Source organism: Flavobacterium sp. OHVDL-2026-0007 (assembly GCF_059882335.1).
Window position 1 is genome coordinate 2,615,332 of the sequence record NZ_CM187612.1, and the last position, 16,701, is coordinate 2,632,032.

Sequence of the window (16,701 nt, forward strand, 5' to 3'; positions counted from 1 at the left end):
GAAAAATCATTAATTTAGCGCCATTATTACAAAATTTACATCATGAAATTATTTCACACACTATTATTAGTTTCCTCCTTTATATTCCTTTCTTGTGCCAAACAAAATGCTACTGCCCAAGAAATTAAACCCAAAGATTTTGCTGAAAAAATAAAAACTACTGAGAATCCACAAATTTTGGATGTACGAACTCCTGACGAATTCGCATCGGAACATATTGACAATGCCAAAAACGTCAACTGGAATGGCGAGAATTTTGAAACAAAAGTAGCCGCATATGATAAATCGAAACCTGTTTTTGTCTATTGTTTGAGTGGAGGAAGAAGTAAAAAAGCAGCCGCAAAATTAAACGCATTAGGTTTTACCACCGTTTATGAATTAGAAGGCGGAATGATGAATTGGAAAGCAGAAGGCATGACACAACCCTCAGCAGCTCATGTAGGCATGACCATGGAGGATTTCAATAAATTACTCAATACCGATAAAAAAGTATTGGTTGATTTTTATGCACAGTGGTGCGGACCTTGTAAAAAAATGGAGCCTTATCTGATAAAGATGCAAAAAGAAATGGCAGACCAAGTAACCATTATTCGTATTGATGTGGATAAAAACAAATCATTAGCCGAAGAAATGAAAATCAATCAACTTCCTCTTGTGGTTCTCTATGAGAACAAAAAGGAAATATGGAAAAACCCTGGTTACATCAGTGAACAAGATTTGAAAAAACAACTTCAATAAAGCCGTTATGCTCACCAAAGAATCACTTCAATTTTTAGACGATCTAAAAACCAACAACAATAGAGATTGGTTTTTAGAAAATAAAAAACGATACGAGATTTTTAAAAAAGATTACCACCAATTGGTGAGTGACTTTCTAGATGCCCTAAAACCACTTGATGCTTCTTTAGAATTATTGGAGGTTAAAAACTGCACCTTTAGAATCAATCGCGACATCCGTTTCTCTAAGGACAAATCACCTTACAAAGCGCATTTAGGGGTTTGGATTTCCCCAGGGACCAAAGGGGTAAATCGCGCTGGATATTATATCCATATTGAAAAAGGAGCCAGTTTCATCGCAGGCGGATTCTACTCCCCCGAATCCGATGATCTAAAAAAAATACGCAAAGAAATTGCTTTTTTTCATGATGATTTAGAAGCTATCCTATCCGATAAAAACTTCAAAAAAGAATTCAAAAATTTAGATGTAACAGAGACCAACTCTCTAAAAAATCCACCTAGAGGTTACGAAAAAGAACATCCTGCGATCGAGTTTTTAAAACTAAAAAGCTTTACTGCTACCCAAAAATATGACATCTCTGACGTAACTCAAAAAGATTTTGTTGCTAAAATGAGTCAAAAACTAATCATACTAAAGCCTCTAAACGATTTCTTTAATCGTGCTTTAGATACGGATGAGTTTTAAAACCCTTCATTTTTTCTCATACCCTGTAACTTTTTCCACACCTTAACGACCTACTCTTTAAACAGTTAATCAAATCTAAAAGAGGCATGAGTGATCGCAGAAAATGGCTAAAACAACTTAGCTTAGGTACCATAGGATTAGGGCTTTGTCAATTTGAGACCTTTGCCTCTACCCCATCAGAGGTTTTTTATTCTGATTTTGATCAATCTCCGATCACATTACGATCAAACGAAAATCCATATGGTCCATCCCCACTAGCTAGACAAGCCATGGTCAAAAGCATCAATAGCAGCAATCGGTACGGCTGGGATCTAACCTCAAAACTGATAACAGCTATTGCCCAAAAGAACAAGGTCGCAGACCAAAATATTTTACTTGGGGCAGGCTCAACAGAAATTCTAGATTTAGTATTACAACTCACTGCTTTAAAAAAAGGCAATTTTATACTGGCTGAGAACACCTTTGATTATTGGACCTACCCTTGCGAGAAATTGGGTCTAAAAAAAATTACTGTTCCTTTAACTCAAGACAAAAAACACGATTTGAAAGCGATGTTACAGGCTATCGACTCCGATACCAAAATGATTTACATCTGCAATCCTAACAATCCAACGGGCACCCTATGCGATAGAGAAGAACTACTATCCTTTATCAGAGCCGCCACAAAAAAAGTGATCGTATTTGTCGATGAAGCCTATATCGACTTCACCAAAGAACAATCCCTAAGTGATCTAGTGCTCACCAATGAAAATCTCATCATCACCAAAACATTTTCCAAAATGTACGCATTAGCAGGAGCACGTATCGGTTATGCCGTTGCCGCCTCCTCTATCATTGAACAACTTTCTGCTTTACAATCAGCTCCTAACTTATCGATAAGTGTCGTATCGGCCGCAGCTGCACTAGCCTCTTTAGAGGACGAACAATTCGTCAAACAAGTATATACGGCCAATGAAGCGGTAAAAAGATACACTCTGGACCAACTTAACCAACTCGGTCTAAGTTGTATTGCTTCCCATGCCAATTTTATCTATTTCTCTTTGGAGCATTATAAAAAGGATTTCTTCAAACAACTAGAAGACCACCACATAATGGGCACCAAAATCTATGAAGAAAAAGGACAATGGACTAGAATTACCATCGGTACCCAAAAAGAAATGCAGCAATTCATAAATGCCATACAGTAATCTATATTAAAACAGCTGCATAGCCACCGTGCCTTATTTTTGAACCCTTATATTGTTTGTCACAGAAATTCAGTGCAAATAAATTATAATCCTTACTTTTGAAGTCAGAATTAATTCTTCAAAAAAGCCCTTTGTTTATGGAAATCCAGTCCAATTTTTCTTTAAAAAACTACAATACATTTGGTATCGAAGCCAAAGCAAAACAATTTGTTGCCGTACACTCTATAGCCGAATTAATAACCATTTTAGAAGAAAACAACAATCAGAAAAAATTCATTCTAGGTGGTGGAAGTAATATGTTACTAACCAAAGACATCGACGCCTTAGTGATACACATCGATTTAAAAGGCAAAAAAGTTATCAAAGAAGACAACGATTTTGTTTGGGTTGAGAGTCAGGCTGGAGAAACCTGGCATGACTTTGTACTTTGGACCATCGAGAACGATTTTGGTGGCTTAGAAAATATGTCCCTAATTCCAGGGAATGTGGGTACGACTCCGGTTCAAAATATCGGCGCCTACGGAACCGAAATCAAAGACACTTTTGTCTCTTGTGAAGCACTAAACATTGCCACAAAGCAAATCAAAACCTTCACCAATGCAGACTGTCGTTTTGGATACAGAGAAAGCATCTTTAAAAACGAAGTCAAAGATCAATACATCATCACTTCGGTAGTATATAAACTCAGTAAACGCAATCACAAAATCAATGTTTCCTATGGTGATATTATGGCTGAATTGGCTAAAAACAACATTACAAGCCCCACTTTAAAAGAGGTTAGTAATGCTGTAATTACTATTCGACAAAGCAAACTACCTGATCCTAAAGTACTAGGTAACAGTGGAAGTTTCTTTAAAAACCCTATTTTACTAAAAACGGATTTCGAAAAAATCCACCAGAAGTTCCCTGAAATGAAATTCTATGAAATTTCAGCAACAGAAGTAAAAGTACCTGCTGGCTGGTTAATCGAACAAGCAGGCTTCAAAGGAAAACGTTTTGGCGATGCTGGAGTCCATAAAAACCAAGCCTTGGTATTAGTGAATTACGGAAATGCTACTGGTCAAGAAATCTTAGCGGTTTCTAAAGAAGTGCAGCAAACGGTTTTCAATACTTTCGGCATTCACATTGAAGCAGAAGTAAACATCATTTAAATACCATTTTTCACTAACTTTCAATGGAAAGAATTCCAAGGAAAAAAGAAAAAAAATAACATTCTAGTTTACAATTAAGAACAAACATCTCGAGTTCGCTCGATTGGTCCCACTGATAAAAAAGTAAAATGTACACACCAGATCTATACAAAAATGAAGATCCAGAAGCCATCAGAGCTTTTCTAAAAGAAAACAGTTTTGGTCTTTTGATCAATCAGACTAATGGAAAATTATGCGCTACTCATATTCCAATAGAACTCGAAGTAGATGCTAATGGTAAAGAGATCCTGCAAGGGCATCTTTCCAAACTAAACCCACAAGCGGAAGGCTTTAGTCAAAACGATCAGGTTTTAGCGGTATTCACAGGCCCACATAGTTACATCTCTTCTTCATGGTACGATCATGAAAATGTACCCACTTGGAATTACATAGCCGTACATGTTTACGGTCGCATTAAAATTGTAGATGAGGCCACAACGATAGCACAGCTTAAAAAACTAGTCGATAAATACGAAGCAAATTCAGAAAACCCTGTTCGTGTGGAGGATTTATCTACCAAAACCATGCGTGAAGCCAGAGGTATTTTTGGATTTGAAATCGAAATCGACGAAATTCAAGCCACCAAAAAACTCTCTCAAAATAGAGACGATCACAATTATAAAAACATAATTTCGGAATTAGAAAAAACCGAAAACCCTCAGTCTATTGCCATTGCAAAAGAAATGTCAAAATGCCGAAAGTAAATCGGTTTTAACCATTGAAAATTAGGATTTCATAAGTACATTTGCACGCGCAAGATTCGAAAATTAAAAGACATTAAAATCAGATGCTTATATACATATTTTACTTTTTTATTGCTATTGTTATTGTTCAACTTACTTATTATCTAGGCGTTTTTGGAAAATTTGCTTTTAGCAAACCACAAAACATTACACCTAAAAGAATTCCAGTTTCTGTCATTGTTTGCGCTAAAAACCACGAAGAAAACGTAAAAAACTTCATTCCGTTATTGGCCGAGCAAAATTATCCCGATTTCGAAATTGTGTTAATTGATGATGCGTCAAGCGACGAAACCTTAGAAATCTTCGAACAATTCGAAAGCCAGTATCCCAACATTCGCTTGGTAAAAGTAAAAAACAATGAAGCCTTTTGGGGCAACAAAAAATATGCCTTAACCTTAGGTATCAAAGCTTCCAAAAAAGAATATTTATTATTCACTGACGCGGATTGTTACCCAACTTCAAAAGAATGGATAACAGCCATGACCTCACAATTCACAATGAACAAAACCATCGTTTTAGGATATAGTGGTTATGAAAAAGTGGAGCGCTCTTTATTAAACAAAATCATCCGATTCGAAACCGTTCTAACGGCCGTGCAATACTTCTCTTGGGCAAAAGTAGGACATCCCTATATGGGAGTGGGTCGTAACCTGGCTTACAAAAAAGACGAATTCTTTAAAGTTAATGGCTTCATTGGACACATTCAAGTACGCTCAGGCGATGATGATTTATTTATCAATCAAGCTGCCAATAAAACCAATGTTACCATAGCGTATACCCCTGAAAGTTTTACCTATTCAAAACCGAAACAGTCCTATAAAGAATGGTACACTCAAAAAAGAAGACATATAGCCACAGCAAGTTATTATAAAAGTTTTGACAAAATTCAACTGGGGATTTTTCATGCCTCACAATTATTTTTCTTTTTATTAGTTATCCTTTTATTGGCATTCCAATTTCAATGGATTGCAGTATTGGCTTTATTGGCGACACGTTATACCGTTGCCTGGATTGTAATGGGATTTTCAGCAGGTAAATTAAAAGAAAATGATCTGAAAATTTGGTTTCCCATTACAGAGATGGTGCTTATATTCACACAAATCAATATCTTTATAACTAATATCTTTTCAAAACCGGTACATTGGAAATAAATTCTAAAATAGAAAAAGCAAAAAAAGGCGATCAAATCGCCTTTACTTTTTTATTAGATTTTTACTGGAATGAAGTCTATGGCTTCATGCTAAAACGTACTGAAAACGAAACGATTGCTGAAGACATCACCATTGAGACCTTCTCAAAGGCCTTTGACAAAATCGCTACCTACAACCCTGAATTTCAATTCAACACTTGGTTAATTGCGATTGCCAAAAACGTGTATATTGATTTATTGCGTAAAAAGAAAAGTAATCTTTTTATCGAAATTACCGATGCAGAGGATCAACAAGCTTATAACATTCCTGACACCACCCTATCTGCTGAAGATGCTTTAATTAATGAACAAAACCTTTCCCGTTTATTACAATGCATCAAAGAATTAAAACCTCATTATCAAGAAGTAATCCATCTACGTTATTTTCAAGAAATGACCTATCAAGAGATTGCGATCAAAATCAATGAGCCGTTAAGCAACGTAAAAGTGAAATTACTCCGCGCTAAAAAATTATTAGCTGAAATTATCGAACGCAATAGATAATTGATTACCTTTAAGTAAAGTTTAACAATTCCTATTTATTATAAATAAGAATAAGTACCCCGCATCCTAGAAGTTTTTTTTGTTTTCGTTCTTAGTTAAAGTTAAAAATTTAACCCTGCCAGCTTATGATTTAATGTTACTTAACCTTTTAAATCTATTCACTATGTCTCATTCCAGCATCTACGAAAGCAATTGGACCAATCTTGTTTTCGAAAACAAAAACAAAGAGTACGGCGCATATCAATTACGCCATGACAATGCCAAAACAACCATTAGAGCCCTATTGTTAGCTTTATTACTGATTGCTGCTTTTGGAAGCCTAACGGTATTGATCAACCAACTGAGGAAACCTACGCCAGTAGAAAACAGCCCTACATTGACGATCGATGAAAAAATCATCACCGTAGACTTAGTCCAAAAAAAGGTGACCCCACCCGCTGCTGAAACTGAACCAATACCCCAACAAAGTACAGCACCAGCAACAGACATGAGCCAATTAACCCATCCGATTGTCGTCGCTACTGATCAGGCCGTGGACATCATCGCTCCAAACACGGTAAACGCACCTGTTGTTGACAATACGTCCACTGGAACAGGAACTGCAGTTAATGCCATACCTAGTTCTGGAGGAGGTGATTCAGCAGCCCCACCAGCCATTGACAATGGCAATACTATAGTGAATACTACTGCTCTTGACAAACTCCCAGAGTTTCCAGGAGGAATTAATAAGTTTTACACCTACGTAGCCAATAATTTCGACAGACCAGAATTGGATGCAGAAAGAGTGTTAAAAGTATACGTTTCCTTTGTCATTGAAAAAGACGGATCAATAACCGACATTGCCGTAAGACATGATCCTGGTTATGGAATGGGAAAAGAAGCGATCCGAGTTTTGAAATCTTTAAAAACAAAATGGACCCCAGGGATCTTAAACGGAAAACCGGTACGTACGGCTTACAATCTCCCTATAACGATCCAAACAGAATAGCCTAAAAAACACAAGTGAAATACATAAAATACCCCCAAACTGTTCGTCACAATTTGGGGGTATTTTAATAAGCAGAAAACAACATTCTTTTTTATTTTAAATTACATTTACCCCTGCATATAGAGGCACAACAATTCAATTCAAATAAAAAACGAACAAATGGGAATATTTTCAGCTATTCTAGGTAACGCTGGCTCAGTAAGCCAAGAAGATTTACTTAAAAAATATGGTCAACTCTTAACGGACAATGAAGAAATTGAAATGGGTTTTAAATTAATCCGTGACACTTTTATTTTCACTAGCAAAAGACTAATATTGGTAGATGTCCAAGGAATAACAGGCAGCAAAACAGAATACAAATCCATTGCCTACAAAAGCATTACTCGATTTAGTGTAGAAACTGCTGGTCCTTTTGACTTGGACGCCGAATTAAAAATTTGGGTATCCAGTGAATTACAACCTAGTATTGTAAAACAATTTAACAAATCGGTCAATGTGTATGATGTTCAAAAAGTTTTAGCACATCACGTTTTAGGTTAGTTTTTAAAAATAAGAAACCCGATACATTTCAAAACGTATCGGGCTTATTTTTGGTAAGAGTTTCTATTTCTTTTTTACTGTAGTTTTCTTTGCCACAGGCTTTTTAGCGGTTACTGGGGCAGTATTGACAATTTTCTGCTGAACATAGGCTTTATACACACCATCTTTCTCTGCTCTTTTTTTCGCATCATCGGCTCTTTTCTTTGAATCAGGATGTGAACTCATCATTTGATCAATGAACGAAGCTTCACTACCTTCACTCATTTTTGCCAGAATTCTAAAGGCCGATTCTTCAGCATTGACATTGTACCCATTTTTCTTTAGAAAATCATAGGCAAATAAATCCGCTTCTGACTCTTGTTTACGACTGTGTTTACTATCAATTAATGCACTTCCAATTTTACCTAATTGACTATCGGTAAGAGTCGCTAATTTTGCAGATTGTGAAGTAACACCATCGATTACTGCCTCTTTTTGATAAGCAGCACGCATAGCATCCCTTGAATCATTATTGGCAACGTGACCTATTTCGTGACCTATTACCGCAAGCAACTCATTATCATCCATAATATCCATCAAACCGGAATAGACACGAACACTTCCATCTGCCGTGGCGAACGCATTGACTTCTTTTACCTTGTACACTTTATAGTTCAACGTATACCCTTCACCAGCAGTATATTTTCCGAAAACCCTATTTAATCTTAAAGTATAAGGATCTGTTGGTCCAGCCACTTCATTGGTAGCATCCAATTTAACCACTGCTTCTTTAGACAAGGCAGCAGCGTCAGCATTAGTTAAAGTAAGCGCTGTCACTCCTTTTTGAACTGCGCCAAGGGCCTTTTCTCCAAAATTAATCTGTGCATTCATTTTGGTACAACTCATAGAAGCCAGCAAAACGCCTAGTACAATAAATTTCTTATTCATTTTCTTTATGATTACAATTTTTTATTTCTACAATTTAACAGCAAATATAGCACATTTTAAAAAGATCTTCACCCTCTTTATAGGCACAAAAATAAGTCGTTCTTACAACCAAAACTACCTATACCTAAACCTCTATAACGCTGTTCACTACTATTCATTGTTCACGTTTGTGTGAACACGGGCAAAAAGTGAACAAAAAGGAAAGTGCAAAAAATAAGGACTACCTTAATTCTCCGTCTTAAAAATAAATATAATGCGCTACAAAAGGCAGCAGCAGTTCACGATTTGTCTGAACATAACCTAAATTATAGCACAAAACTTCATTCAAAATCAAGAATCTAAAGATAATTCGGCAATAAATTCAGAAAGATCCAAATTCAACTTCCCAAATAAACTACATTGCTTATCTTTGCACTATTGAATTTTGATATATGGAAACAGTCACTGAAAATATACCAACGGGAAAACCTAAATGGTTAAAAGTAAAACTCCCAATTGGACAAAAATATACTGAACTACGTGGTTTAGTTGATAAATACAGCTTAAATACAATTTGTACCTCAGGAAGTTGCCCGAATATGGGGGAATGCTGGGGAGAAGGAACTGCAACCTTTATGATTTTAGGAAACGTTTGTACCCGTTCTTGTGGTTTTTGTGGTGTAAAAACCGGCAGACCAGAAACAGTGGATTGGGATGAACCTGAAAAAGTAGCGCGTTCTATTAAAATCATGAACATCAAACATGCGGTAATTACCAGTGTGGATAGAGATGATTTAAAAGATGGTGGTTCTATTATTTGGATTGAAACAGTTAAGGCTATCCGTCGTATGAACCCCAACACGACTCTTGAGACTTTAATTCCAGACTTTCAAGGAATCGAAAGAAACATTGATCGTATCGTAGAGGCCAATCCTGAAGTAGTTTCTCATAATGTAGAAACGGTTCGTCGTTTGACTCGCGAAGTGCGTATTCAAGCAAAATACGATCGTAGCCTTGAAGTATTGCGTTACTTAAAAGAAAAAGGCATCAACAGAACCAAATCCGGCATTATGTTAGGTCTTGGAGAAACGGAAGAAGAAGTTTTTCAAACCATGACTGATTTACGTGCTGCCAATGTTGATGTAGTTACTATTGGACAATACTTACAGCCGAGTAAAAAACATTTACCCGTAAAAGAATTTATCACCCCAGATCAATTTGCTAAGTATGAAAAATTCGGTCTTGAATTAGGCTTCCGTCATGTGGAGAGTGGACCTTTGGTTCGTTCATCATACAAAGCACAAAAACATATTTTATAAAAAGTCAAACCTTTTATTCGTCTAATTCGTAAATAGATTAAACGTCTAAATGAACAAATAAAGCATTTGAAAACAAGAATTGCTATTAATGGTTTTGGAAGAATTGGAAGGAATTTATTCCGTCTACTTTTAAATCATCCTGAAATTGAAGTCGTAGCTATTAACGACATCGCCGATAATAAAACGATGTCGCATTTGATAAAATACGACAGTATTCACGGTGTTTTACCGTTTAAAGTTGATCATGATGACAAAGGCATCATAGTCAATGAAAAGCATTATTTGTTTTTTCACGAAAAGAACATTTCTAATTTAGATTGGAAAACGCAGCAGATCGATTTTGTAATTGAATCCACTGGAAAGTATAAAACCCATGAAGAATTAAATGCACATTTAGAAGCTGGGGCAAAAAAAGTAATCCTTTCGGCCCCATCAGAAGTAGATACGATAAAAACGGTTGTTCTAGGAGTAAATGAGCGTATTTTGGAAGGGAATGAGACTATTGTTTCCAATGCAAGTTGCACCACCAATAATGCAGCACCGATGATCAAAATCATCGATGAATTATGTGGAATCGAGCAAGCATACATTACCACAATACACTCTTACACCACAGACCAAAGTCTTCACGACCAACCACATAAGGATTTACGCCGTGCAAGAGGCGCAACGCAATCAATTGTCCCAACAACTACAGGTGCAGCTAAGGCATTAACAAAAATTTTCCCTACATTGCATCAAAAAATAGGAGGTTGTGGCATTCGAGTTCCGGTTCCTGATGGCTCATTGACCGATATAACGTTTAATGTAAAACGTGCCGTGACCATTGAAGAAATTAACAACGCATTTGAACAAGCGTCGAAAACAAATTTAAAAGGAATTTTAGATTATACTGAAGATCCCATTGTTTCAGTTGATGTAATTGGCAATACGCATTCATGTCTCTTTGACGCACAGCTCACTTCTGTAATTGACAAAATGGTGAAAGTTGTGGGTTGGTATGATAACGAAATTGGCTATTCATCTAGATTGATCGATTTGATTTTACTGATAAGGAAAACATAGCATTCATCGTAAAAGCAGTGCCATACATGAAAAAGTACCTTTTTATTGCGGTTTGTTTTTTAAATTCATTTTTGTATTCTCAAACTAAGCAGAATACGGATAGCATTTCCTATTACAATAAGCTAGCCAACGCCAACATTAACAATAAAAAATACGATCAGGCCATTTGGTATACTAAAAAATCAATTGATTTTTGCTCGATCAATCATAAAGTCGAAAGCCTAGCCAATCAGATTTTTAAACTTGGGAAAATATACTACAACCAAGGCAAATACGAAGAAGCTTTAAAAAACTTCCACAAAAGCATCTCCTTATTTAAAGGCATAAAACCAAGCTACACCAAAGCTTTGGCGCTGCATTATATCGGAATCACCAATACGGCAAAAGGACACTATGGAACTGCTGAAGTCTATTACAAAAAAGCGGACAGCCTTTTAAAAGACCTCAATGTTATCGATCATGCGCAGGTTTTAAATTACCACAAAGCAATGGCTTATAAAACCAATAAAAACTTTGTACTAGCAGCAGAACTCTTTAAAAAAATAATCAAAACACCAGACAACGCTGCTATTTTAAAAACAAAAATAGATTCCTATTACCAGCTTGGCATCATCGAGACACAACTCAAAAGAAATGATTCTGCCAAAATATACTTTGACACAGCCTTAGATCTTACCGAAAAAAACAATGATTTAGCTCAGAAATCAAAAATTGTCTTGGCCATCAGCCAATATTACAAAGCCAATAAAAACTACGATCTGGCCTATTCCTATTTGGACGAACATTATCAAATAGAGAATTACATTTTAAAATTAAAAAATGCCAAACTAGGCTTTAATGAATTTGAAAAGTTCAAGAAAAACCAATCTTTAAACAACACCCTTAAGCGTGAAAGCGAAGAAAAAATACAACTAAAAACATATCGCTATTCCAAATTGGTCAGCATTTTGGCTATTGCCTTAATTTCCATCTTATCCCTTCTAAGTTTAGCCTTATACAAAAACAATATCATTCGAAATCAGAACAATTTGCTTTTGAGAGAAAAAAACAAAGAACTGATCATCGCCAAAAACAAAGCAGAAGAAGCATCAAAAGCCAGATCTGAATTCTTATCCACCGTAAGTCACGAGCTTCGAACCCCTCTCAACGCCATTAACGGAATCACCCATTTACTACTAGAAGACAATCCAAAGAAAAAACAACTCAAATATTTAGAATCCCTAAAATTCTCCGGAAATTATCTGACTACTTTTATTAATGAGATTCTTGAAATTAATAAAATTGACTCCACGAAAAATGAAGTAGAAAAAATCAACTTCAATGTAAAAAAACTACTCGCCAACATTCAAAGCTCCCTAAAAGAGCTAGCTACAGCCAATAAAAACTATTTCAACCTCGAAATAGACGAATCGATTCCAGATAACTTAATTGGTGACCCTACCAAATTATCTCAAATCATCTTAAATCTAATCAATAACGCTTTAAAATTCACCCAAAACGGCCATGTGAATGTCATCGCAAAATTATTTGCTGAAGACAAAGACAGTGCAACTGTTTATTTTGAAATCGTCGATACCGGAATCGGAATCCCTGAAGATAAATTACAAACCGTTTTTGAAAGTTTTTCCCAAGCCTCAATAGAAGTAAATCGCAAATACGGAGGAACTGGGCTAGGACTCACTATTGTAAAAAAATTAATTGAACTCTTAGGAGGAGAAATAAAATTAAAAAGTGAAGTAGGTAAAGGTTCTACTTTTACTTTTAAATTGAATTTTAAGGTCAATAAAGAACAACAGGAACTAGTTGAAGAAGCAAAAGCCTACCATGACAAACAATTCCAAAACAAATCGATTCTATTGATTGAAGACAATAAAATCAATCAAATGATTACGCGAAAAATGCTGGAAAACAAAGCGATTTCTTGTGAGGTTATTGACAATGGTGAAGAGGCAGTAGCCCTTTTAAAGGTCAAACGATTTGATATGATTTTAATGGATGTTCACTTGCCGGGCATTAACGGTACGACAGCCACAAAACTCATTAGAGAATTTGATCAAACAACACCTATCATTGCCTTAACAGCCATTTCTCTTGATGAAAACAGAGATATGCTATTATCCTTCGGCATGAACGACGTGATCACAAAACCATTTGTTCCAGAGGAATTCTATAGCACCATCGCTAAATTCTTTGATTAAAAAAACACCAAACAACCCCAGCCTCAAGACGAAAGACTAAACCCTTGAAGCAGCCTTAACATAAGCTAGAACAGTTGTATCAAAATCCTCCTGACCATTGAGAAAAGTACTTTTTATGGGCAGATAATACAATTGTGAGGACAGCTCAGCCTCTTTCAACCGTACATAATCCTTTTCTGTTGTCACGATCTTACGACTCTGTGCTTTATGTTGAATGTTGTCTAAATCACTTTGAGAAAAATGATGATGATCAGGAAAAGTCAAACATTCATCGGTTTGATTCTTTAGAAAATCAAAAAAAGGTGTTGGCTTAGCAATTCCCGCCAATAGTAATTTCGATTCTATTTTAATTTCGCTTACGGCTATTTTCTCTTCTTTACCATAGACAATCTGGTCATAATCGATAAAACTAAAATACAATCTCTGCGTAGCGTTTAATTTTAATTTCAACCGAATTTCATCCTGTTGAGCAACCGATAAATCCTTCGGGCATTTGGTCACAACAACTATATTAGCCCTAGAGGCTCCACTTCTACTCTCACGTAAGTTTCCAGTTGGCAGCATAAAATCATCTGCATACAAATCATCGTAAGCACTTAGTAGAATATAAAATCCCGCTTTTACTTTTCGGTGCTGATAAGCATCATCAAGCAAAATGAGCTGGGGTTTTTCCCTTTGAGAAAGCAACTGTGTAATTCCATTTATTCTATTGGCATCAACAGCTACTTGGATGTTTGGGAATTTTTGATAAAACTGAAATGGCTCATCTCCTAAGATTTCAGCATTCGAAGTCGCATCGGCCAAAACAAAACCTTTCGACTGACGTTTGTAACCACGGCTTAAAGTCGCAATTTTATACTGACCCGACAATAATCGAATCAAGTATTCGATTTGAGGTGTTTTACCCGTTCCACCTACACTCAAATTGCCCACCGCAATCACCGGAAGATCAAAGGAAGTCGATTTCAATATTCCTTTATCAAAAAGAAAATTTCTAATAGTAGTAATCAATCCGTATAAAATGGCAAACGGAAAAAGTATTTTTCGAAGTACGTTCATAAATTATTAATCAGAATAATGTCCCCATATCTCTTTTTGAGTCCTGAGGTAAAAATCTACAATATACCTCCCCATCCATCTTTTGGATTTAATCTTGCAGTTTTTCCTGCCTTACTGCCTTTGTTACTTTTATCACTAGAGCAGTTCCAGTTATTAATTGCGCTTACAAATATACGAAAATAGCTCCAGTAGCACCAATGACATACACAAACACTACTCTGTGCAAAATAACGCACTTACCAAAAAACACTGGTTTAAAAAATTATCTAATATTTTTCGTTAATTTGTTTCGAGTTTCATTGTAAAACTTGAAACCTAAAACTCAATACAAAAGAAGATGAAAATCAAAGAAATAATAGCAGTACTCGAAGAAATGGCTCCTTTAGCCTATGCAGAAGATTTTGACAATGTTGGACTTTTAGTCGGCGATTCCCAGAGTGAAAGCTCAGGGGTTATAGTTTGTCACGATGCTCTAGAGTATGTAATAGACGAAGCCATTGCTAAAAACTGCAATTTGGTGGTTTGCTTTCATCCGATTCTATTCTCAGGGATTAAAAAAATAACGGGTAAAAACTATGTAGAACGTGCCATTTTGAAAGCCATTAAAAATGATATTGCCATTTACGCCGTTCATACTGCACTTGACAATCATTCAGCAGGCGTCAATAAAATATTCTGTGATGCTTTAGGTCTAGCCAATACTAAAGTTTTGATTCCCAAACAAAACTTCATTCAGAAATTAGTCACCTTCACCACTGTCGACAATGCTGAAGAAGTCCGATCTGCCCTATTCCAAGCTGGTGCTGGTACCATTGGCAACTATGACCACTGCAGCTTTAACAGCGAAGGTTTTTTTACTTTTAAAGGAAATGAAAACAGTAATCCGGTCATTGGAGAAAAAGGAAAACTACATACTGGATCCGAAATAAAAATTGAAGTTGTTTTTGAAAAGCACCTACAATCTAAAATTGTCAAGGCACTTTTGACGCATCATATCTATGAAGAAGTCGCCTACGAAATCTATGATTTGCAAAATGCACATCAAAACATTGGTCTGGGAATGATTGGTGAATTGGAAACTGAAATGGACGAAAAGGACTTTTTATATTTTGTAAAAGACAAAATGATCGCCGATGGGATCAGGCATTCTGCCTTCAGGGATAAAAAAATAAAAAAAGTAGCTGTTTTGGGAGGCTCCGGAAGTTTTGCCATAAAAAATGCCATTCAGGCTGGAGCTGACGCTTTTTTAACAGCAGATTTAAAGTACCACCAATTCTATGAGGCAGAAAATAGTTTACTTTTAGCCGATATTGGTCATTTTGAGAGCGAACGCTATACAAAAAACTATATTGTTGATTATCTTAGAAAAAAAATCCTTAATTTTGCCATCATTTTATCAGAAGAAAATACAAATCCAGTTAAGTACTTATAGAATATGGCGAATACGAAAGAATTAAGTGTTGAGGACAAGTTAAGAGCAATATACGATTTACAGCTTATTGACTCTAGAATTGACGAAATCAGAAACGTGAGAGGTGAGCTTCCTTTAGAAGTGGAAGACTTAGAAGATGAAGTTGCAGGTTTAAGCACGCGTTCAGAGAAACTGAAAAGTGAACTTGAAGTGATTGAAGATCTTATCAAGACTAGAAAAAACGGGATTGATGATCATAAAGAGGTTATTAAAAAATACACAAAACAACAAGAATCAGTTCGTAATAACAGAGAATTTAATTCTTTGACTAAAGAGGTTGAATTTCAAGAATTAGAAATTCAATTAGCTGAAAAGCAAATCAAAGAAATGAAAGCTTCTATCGAACATAAGAAAGAAGTGATCTCTAACTTAAAAGAGAAACTTGACGCTAAAAGTTCGCACTTAAAACATAAGAAATCTGAATTGGACGCTATCATGTCAGAAACTCAAAAAGAAGAAATCTTCTTAACTGAGAAATCTGCTGAATACTCAGGACAGATTGAAGAAAGATTATTAGCTGCCTATACTAGAATCAGAACTAGTGTTCGTAATGGACTTGCTGTTGTATCTATCGAAAGAGGAGCATCTGCTGGATCATTCTTCACTATTCCACCACAGACTCAAGTAGAGATTGCTTCTAGAAAGAAAATCATTACTGATGAGCACTCTGGAAGAATTTTAGTTGACAGCGCATTAGCTGAAGAAGAAAAAGAAAAAATGGAACAATTGTTCTCTAAATTCTAAATAATAGAGTCCCGATTTAATCGGGACTTTTTTTTTGCAATTAACTTTTTTTTAGAACCGCTTAAAGATCTTTAAAGGATTTTATTTTTTACTTTTATACGATCAACTGTAAAACTTCTTTATAGTTGTGGCTCACTTTTTCAAGAAGTAGATCAGCCTATTTTTTACTTTTAAA

General features: G+C 35.8%; 16 protein-coding genes. 14 read left to right on the forward strand and 2 right to left on the reverse strand.

The annotated features are described in order from the left end of the window. The first annotated feature begins 42 nt into the window (after positions 1–42). The 9 genes from AC51AA_RS10410 to AC51AA_RS10450 all read left to right on the forward strand — a co-directional run bounded on the left by AC51AA_RS10410 (position 43) and on the right by AC51AA_RS10450 (position 7,764). Positions 43–738: a thioredoxin domain-containing protein gene (locus AC51AA_RS10410; protein ID WP_500702043.1), complete on the forward strand. Its 696-nt coding sequence runs from the start codon at positions 43–45 to the stop codon at positions 736–738. A gap of 7 nt (positions 739–745) precedes the next feature. Beyond that, positions 746–1,423 (forward strand): DUF2461 domain-containing protein, encoded by a 678-nt coding sequence (locus AC51AA_RS10415; RefSeq protein WP_500702044.1) that lies wholly within the window; start codon positions 746–748, stop codon positions 1,421–1,423. 86 nt (positions 1,424–1,509) lie between these two features. Further along, positions 1,510–2,610: a histidinol-phosphate transaminase gene (hisC, locus tag AC51AA_RS10420; protein WP_500702045.1), complete on the forward strand. Its 1,101-nt coding sequence runs from the start codon at positions 1,510–1,512 to the stop codon at positions 2,608–2,610. A gap of 137 nt (positions 2,611–2,747) precedes the next feature. Beyond that, on the forward strand, positions 2,748–3,761 hold the full coding sequence (murB, locus tag AC51AA_RS10425; protein ID WP_500705629.1) for a UDP-N-acetylmuramate dehydrogenase: 1,014 nt from the start codon (positions 2,748–2,750) through the stop codon (positions 3,759–3,761). Positions 3,762–3,889: 128 nt separating this feature from the next. Next, positions 3,890–4,504 carry an FMN-binding negative transcriptional regulator gene (locus tag AC51AA_RS10430; RefSeq protein ID WP_500702047.1) on the forward strand — a complete coding sequence of 205 codons (615 nt, stop codon included), beginning with the start codon at positions 3,890–3,892 and terminating at the stop codon, positions 4,502–4,504. Between the two features lie 83 nt (positions 4,505–4,587). Next, positions 4,588–5,694 carry a glycosyltransferase gene (locus AC51AA_RS10435; protein WP_500702048.1) on the forward strand — a complete coding sequence of 369 codons (1,107 nt, stop codon included), beginning with the start codon at positions 4,588–4,590 and terminating at the stop codon, positions 5,692–5,694. Continuing rightward, entirely contained in the window at positions 5,685–6,236 is a 552-nt protein-coding gene (locus tag AC51AA_RS10440; RefSeq protein ID WP_500702049.1) for an RNA polymerase sigma factor, read from the forward strand. Before AC51AA_RS10435 ends, AC51AA_RS10440 begins: the two co-directional genes overlap by 10 nt. Positions 6,237–6,399: 163 nt before the next feature. After that, positions 6,400–7,224 (forward strand): energy transducer TonB, encoded by an 825-nt coding sequence (locus AC51AA_RS10445; RefSeq protein ID WP_500702051.1) that lies wholly within the window; start codon positions 6,400–6,402, stop codon positions 7,222–7,224. Positions 7,225–7,383: 159 nt separating this feature from the next. After that, a complete protein-coding gene (locus tag AC51AA_RS10450) occupies positions 7,384–7,764 on the forward strand; it encodes a PH domain-containing protein (protein ID WP_500702052.1) in 381 nt (126 codons plus the stop codon). A gap of 63 nt (positions 7,765–7,827) precedes the next feature. Here the strand turns inward: AC51AA_RS10450 and AC51AA_RS10455 are convergent, their stop codons facing one another. Continuing rightward, a complete protein-coding gene (locus tag AC51AA_RS10455) occupies positions 7,828–8,691 on the reverse strand; it encodes a M48 family metalloprotease (protein ID WP_500702053.1) in 864 nt (287 codons plus the stop codon). 431 nt (positions 8,692–9,122) lie between these two features. Between AC51AA_RS10455 and lipA the strand changes: the two genes are divergently transcribed. The 3 genes from lipA (at position 9,123) to AC51AA_RS10470 (ending at position 13,252) form a co-directional block, all read left to right on the forward strand. Continuing rightward, on the forward strand, positions 9,123–9,989 hold the full coding sequence (gene lipA, locus AC51AA_RS10460) for a lipoyl synthase (protein ID WP_500702054.1): 867 nt from the start codon (positions 9,123–9,125) through the stop codon (positions 9,987–9,989). A gap of 66 nt (positions 9,990–10,055) precedes the next feature. Then, on the forward strand, positions 10,056–11,054 hold the full coding sequence (gene gap / locus AC51AA_RS10465; RefSeq protein ID WP_500702055.1) for a type I glyceraldehyde-3-phosphate dehydrogenase: 999 nt from the start codon (positions 10,056–10,058) through the stop codon (positions 11,052–11,054). Positions 11,055–11,080: 26 nt separating this feature from the next. After that, on the forward strand, positions 11,081–13,252 hold the full coding sequence (locus AC51AA_RS10470; RefSeq protein WP_500702056.1) for a tetratricopeptide repeat-containing hybrid sensor histidine kinase/response regulator: 2,172 nt from the start codon (positions 11,081–11,083) through the stop codon (positions 13,250–13,252). Positions 13,253–13,288: 36 nt separating this feature from the next. On the opposite strand, the gene lpxK is transcribed toward AC51AA_RS10470, so the two are convergent. After that, on the reverse strand, positions 13,289–14,311 hold the full coding sequence (lpxK, locus tag AC51AA_RS10475; RefSeq protein ID WP_500702059.1) for a tetraacyldisaccharide 4'-kinase: 1,023 nt from the start codon (positions 14,309–14,311) through the stop codon (positions 13,289–13,291). Between the two features lie 337 nt (positions 14,312–14,648). Between lpxK and AC51AA_RS10480 the strand changes: the two genes are divergently transcribed. Together AC51AA_RS10480 and AC51AA_RS10485 are read left to right on the forward strand one after the other, a co-directional pair. Then, entirely contained in the window at positions 14,649–15,743 is a 1,095-nt protein-coding gene (locus AC51AA_RS10480) for a Nif3-like dinuclear metal center hexameric protein (protein WP_500702061.1), read from the forward strand. A 3-nt stretch (positions 15,744–15,746) separates the two neighbouring features. Then, entirely contained in the window at positions 15,747–16,526 is a 780-nt protein-coding gene (locus AC51AA_RS10485) for a zinc ribbon domain-containing protein (RefSeq protein WP_500702063.1), read from the forward strand. Positions 16,527–16,701 lie beyond the last annotated feature (175 nt).

Coding starts and splice junctions, on each gene's coding strand:
- lipA (WP_500702054.1), top strand. CDS start 9,123: ATGGAAACAGTCACTGAAAATATACCAACGGGAAAACCTAAATGGTTA.
- AC51AA_RS10445 (WP_500702051.1), top strand. CDS start 6,400: ATGTCTCATTCCAGCATCTACGAAAGCAATTGGACCAATCTTGTTTTC.
- lpxK (WP_500702059.1), bottom strand. CDS start 14,311: ATGAACGTACTTCGAAAAATACTTTTTCCGTTTGCCATTTTATACGGA.
- murB (WP_500705629.1), top strand. CDS start 2,748: ATGGAAATCCAGTCCAATTTTTCTTTAAAAAACTACAATACATTTGGT.
- AC51AA_RS10470 (WP_500702056.1), top strand. CDS start 11,081: ATGAAAAAGTACCTTTTTATTGCGGTTTGTTTTTTAAATTCATTTTTG.
- AC51AA_RS10435 (WP_500702048.1), top strand. CDS start 4,588: ATGCTTATATACATATTTTACTTTTTTATTGCTATTGTTATTGTTCAA.
- AC51AA_RS10485 (WP_500702063.1), top strand. CDS start 15,747: ATGGCGAATACGAAAGAATTAAGTGTTGAGGACAAGTTAAGAGCAATA.
- hisC (WP_500702045.1), top strand. CDS start 1,510: ATGAGTGATCGCAGAAAATGGCTAAAACAACTTAGCTTAGGTACCATA.
- AC51AA_RS10450 (WP_500702052.1), top strand. CDS start 7,384: ATGGGAATATTTTCAGCTATTCTAGGTAACGCTGGCTCAGTAAGCCAA.
- AC51AA_RS10415 (WP_500702044.1), top strand. CDS start 746: ATGCTCACCAAAGAATCACTTCAATTTTTAGACGATCTAAAAACCAAC.
- AC51AA_RS10410 (WP_500702043.1), top strand. CDS start 43: ATGAAATTATTTCACACACTATTATTAGTTTCCTCCTTTATATTCCTT.
- AC51AA_RS10430 (WP_500702047.1), top strand. CDS start 3,890: ATGTACACACCAGATCTATACAAAAATGAAGATCCAGAAGCCATCAGA.
- AC51AA_RS10455 (WP_500702053.1), bottom strand. CDS start 8,691: ATGAATAAGAAATTTATTGTACTAGGCGTTTTGCTGGCTTCTATGAGT.
- AC51AA_RS10480 (WP_500702061.1), top strand. CDS start 14,649: ATGAAAATCAAAGAAATAATAGCAGTACTCGAAGAAATGGCTCCTTTA.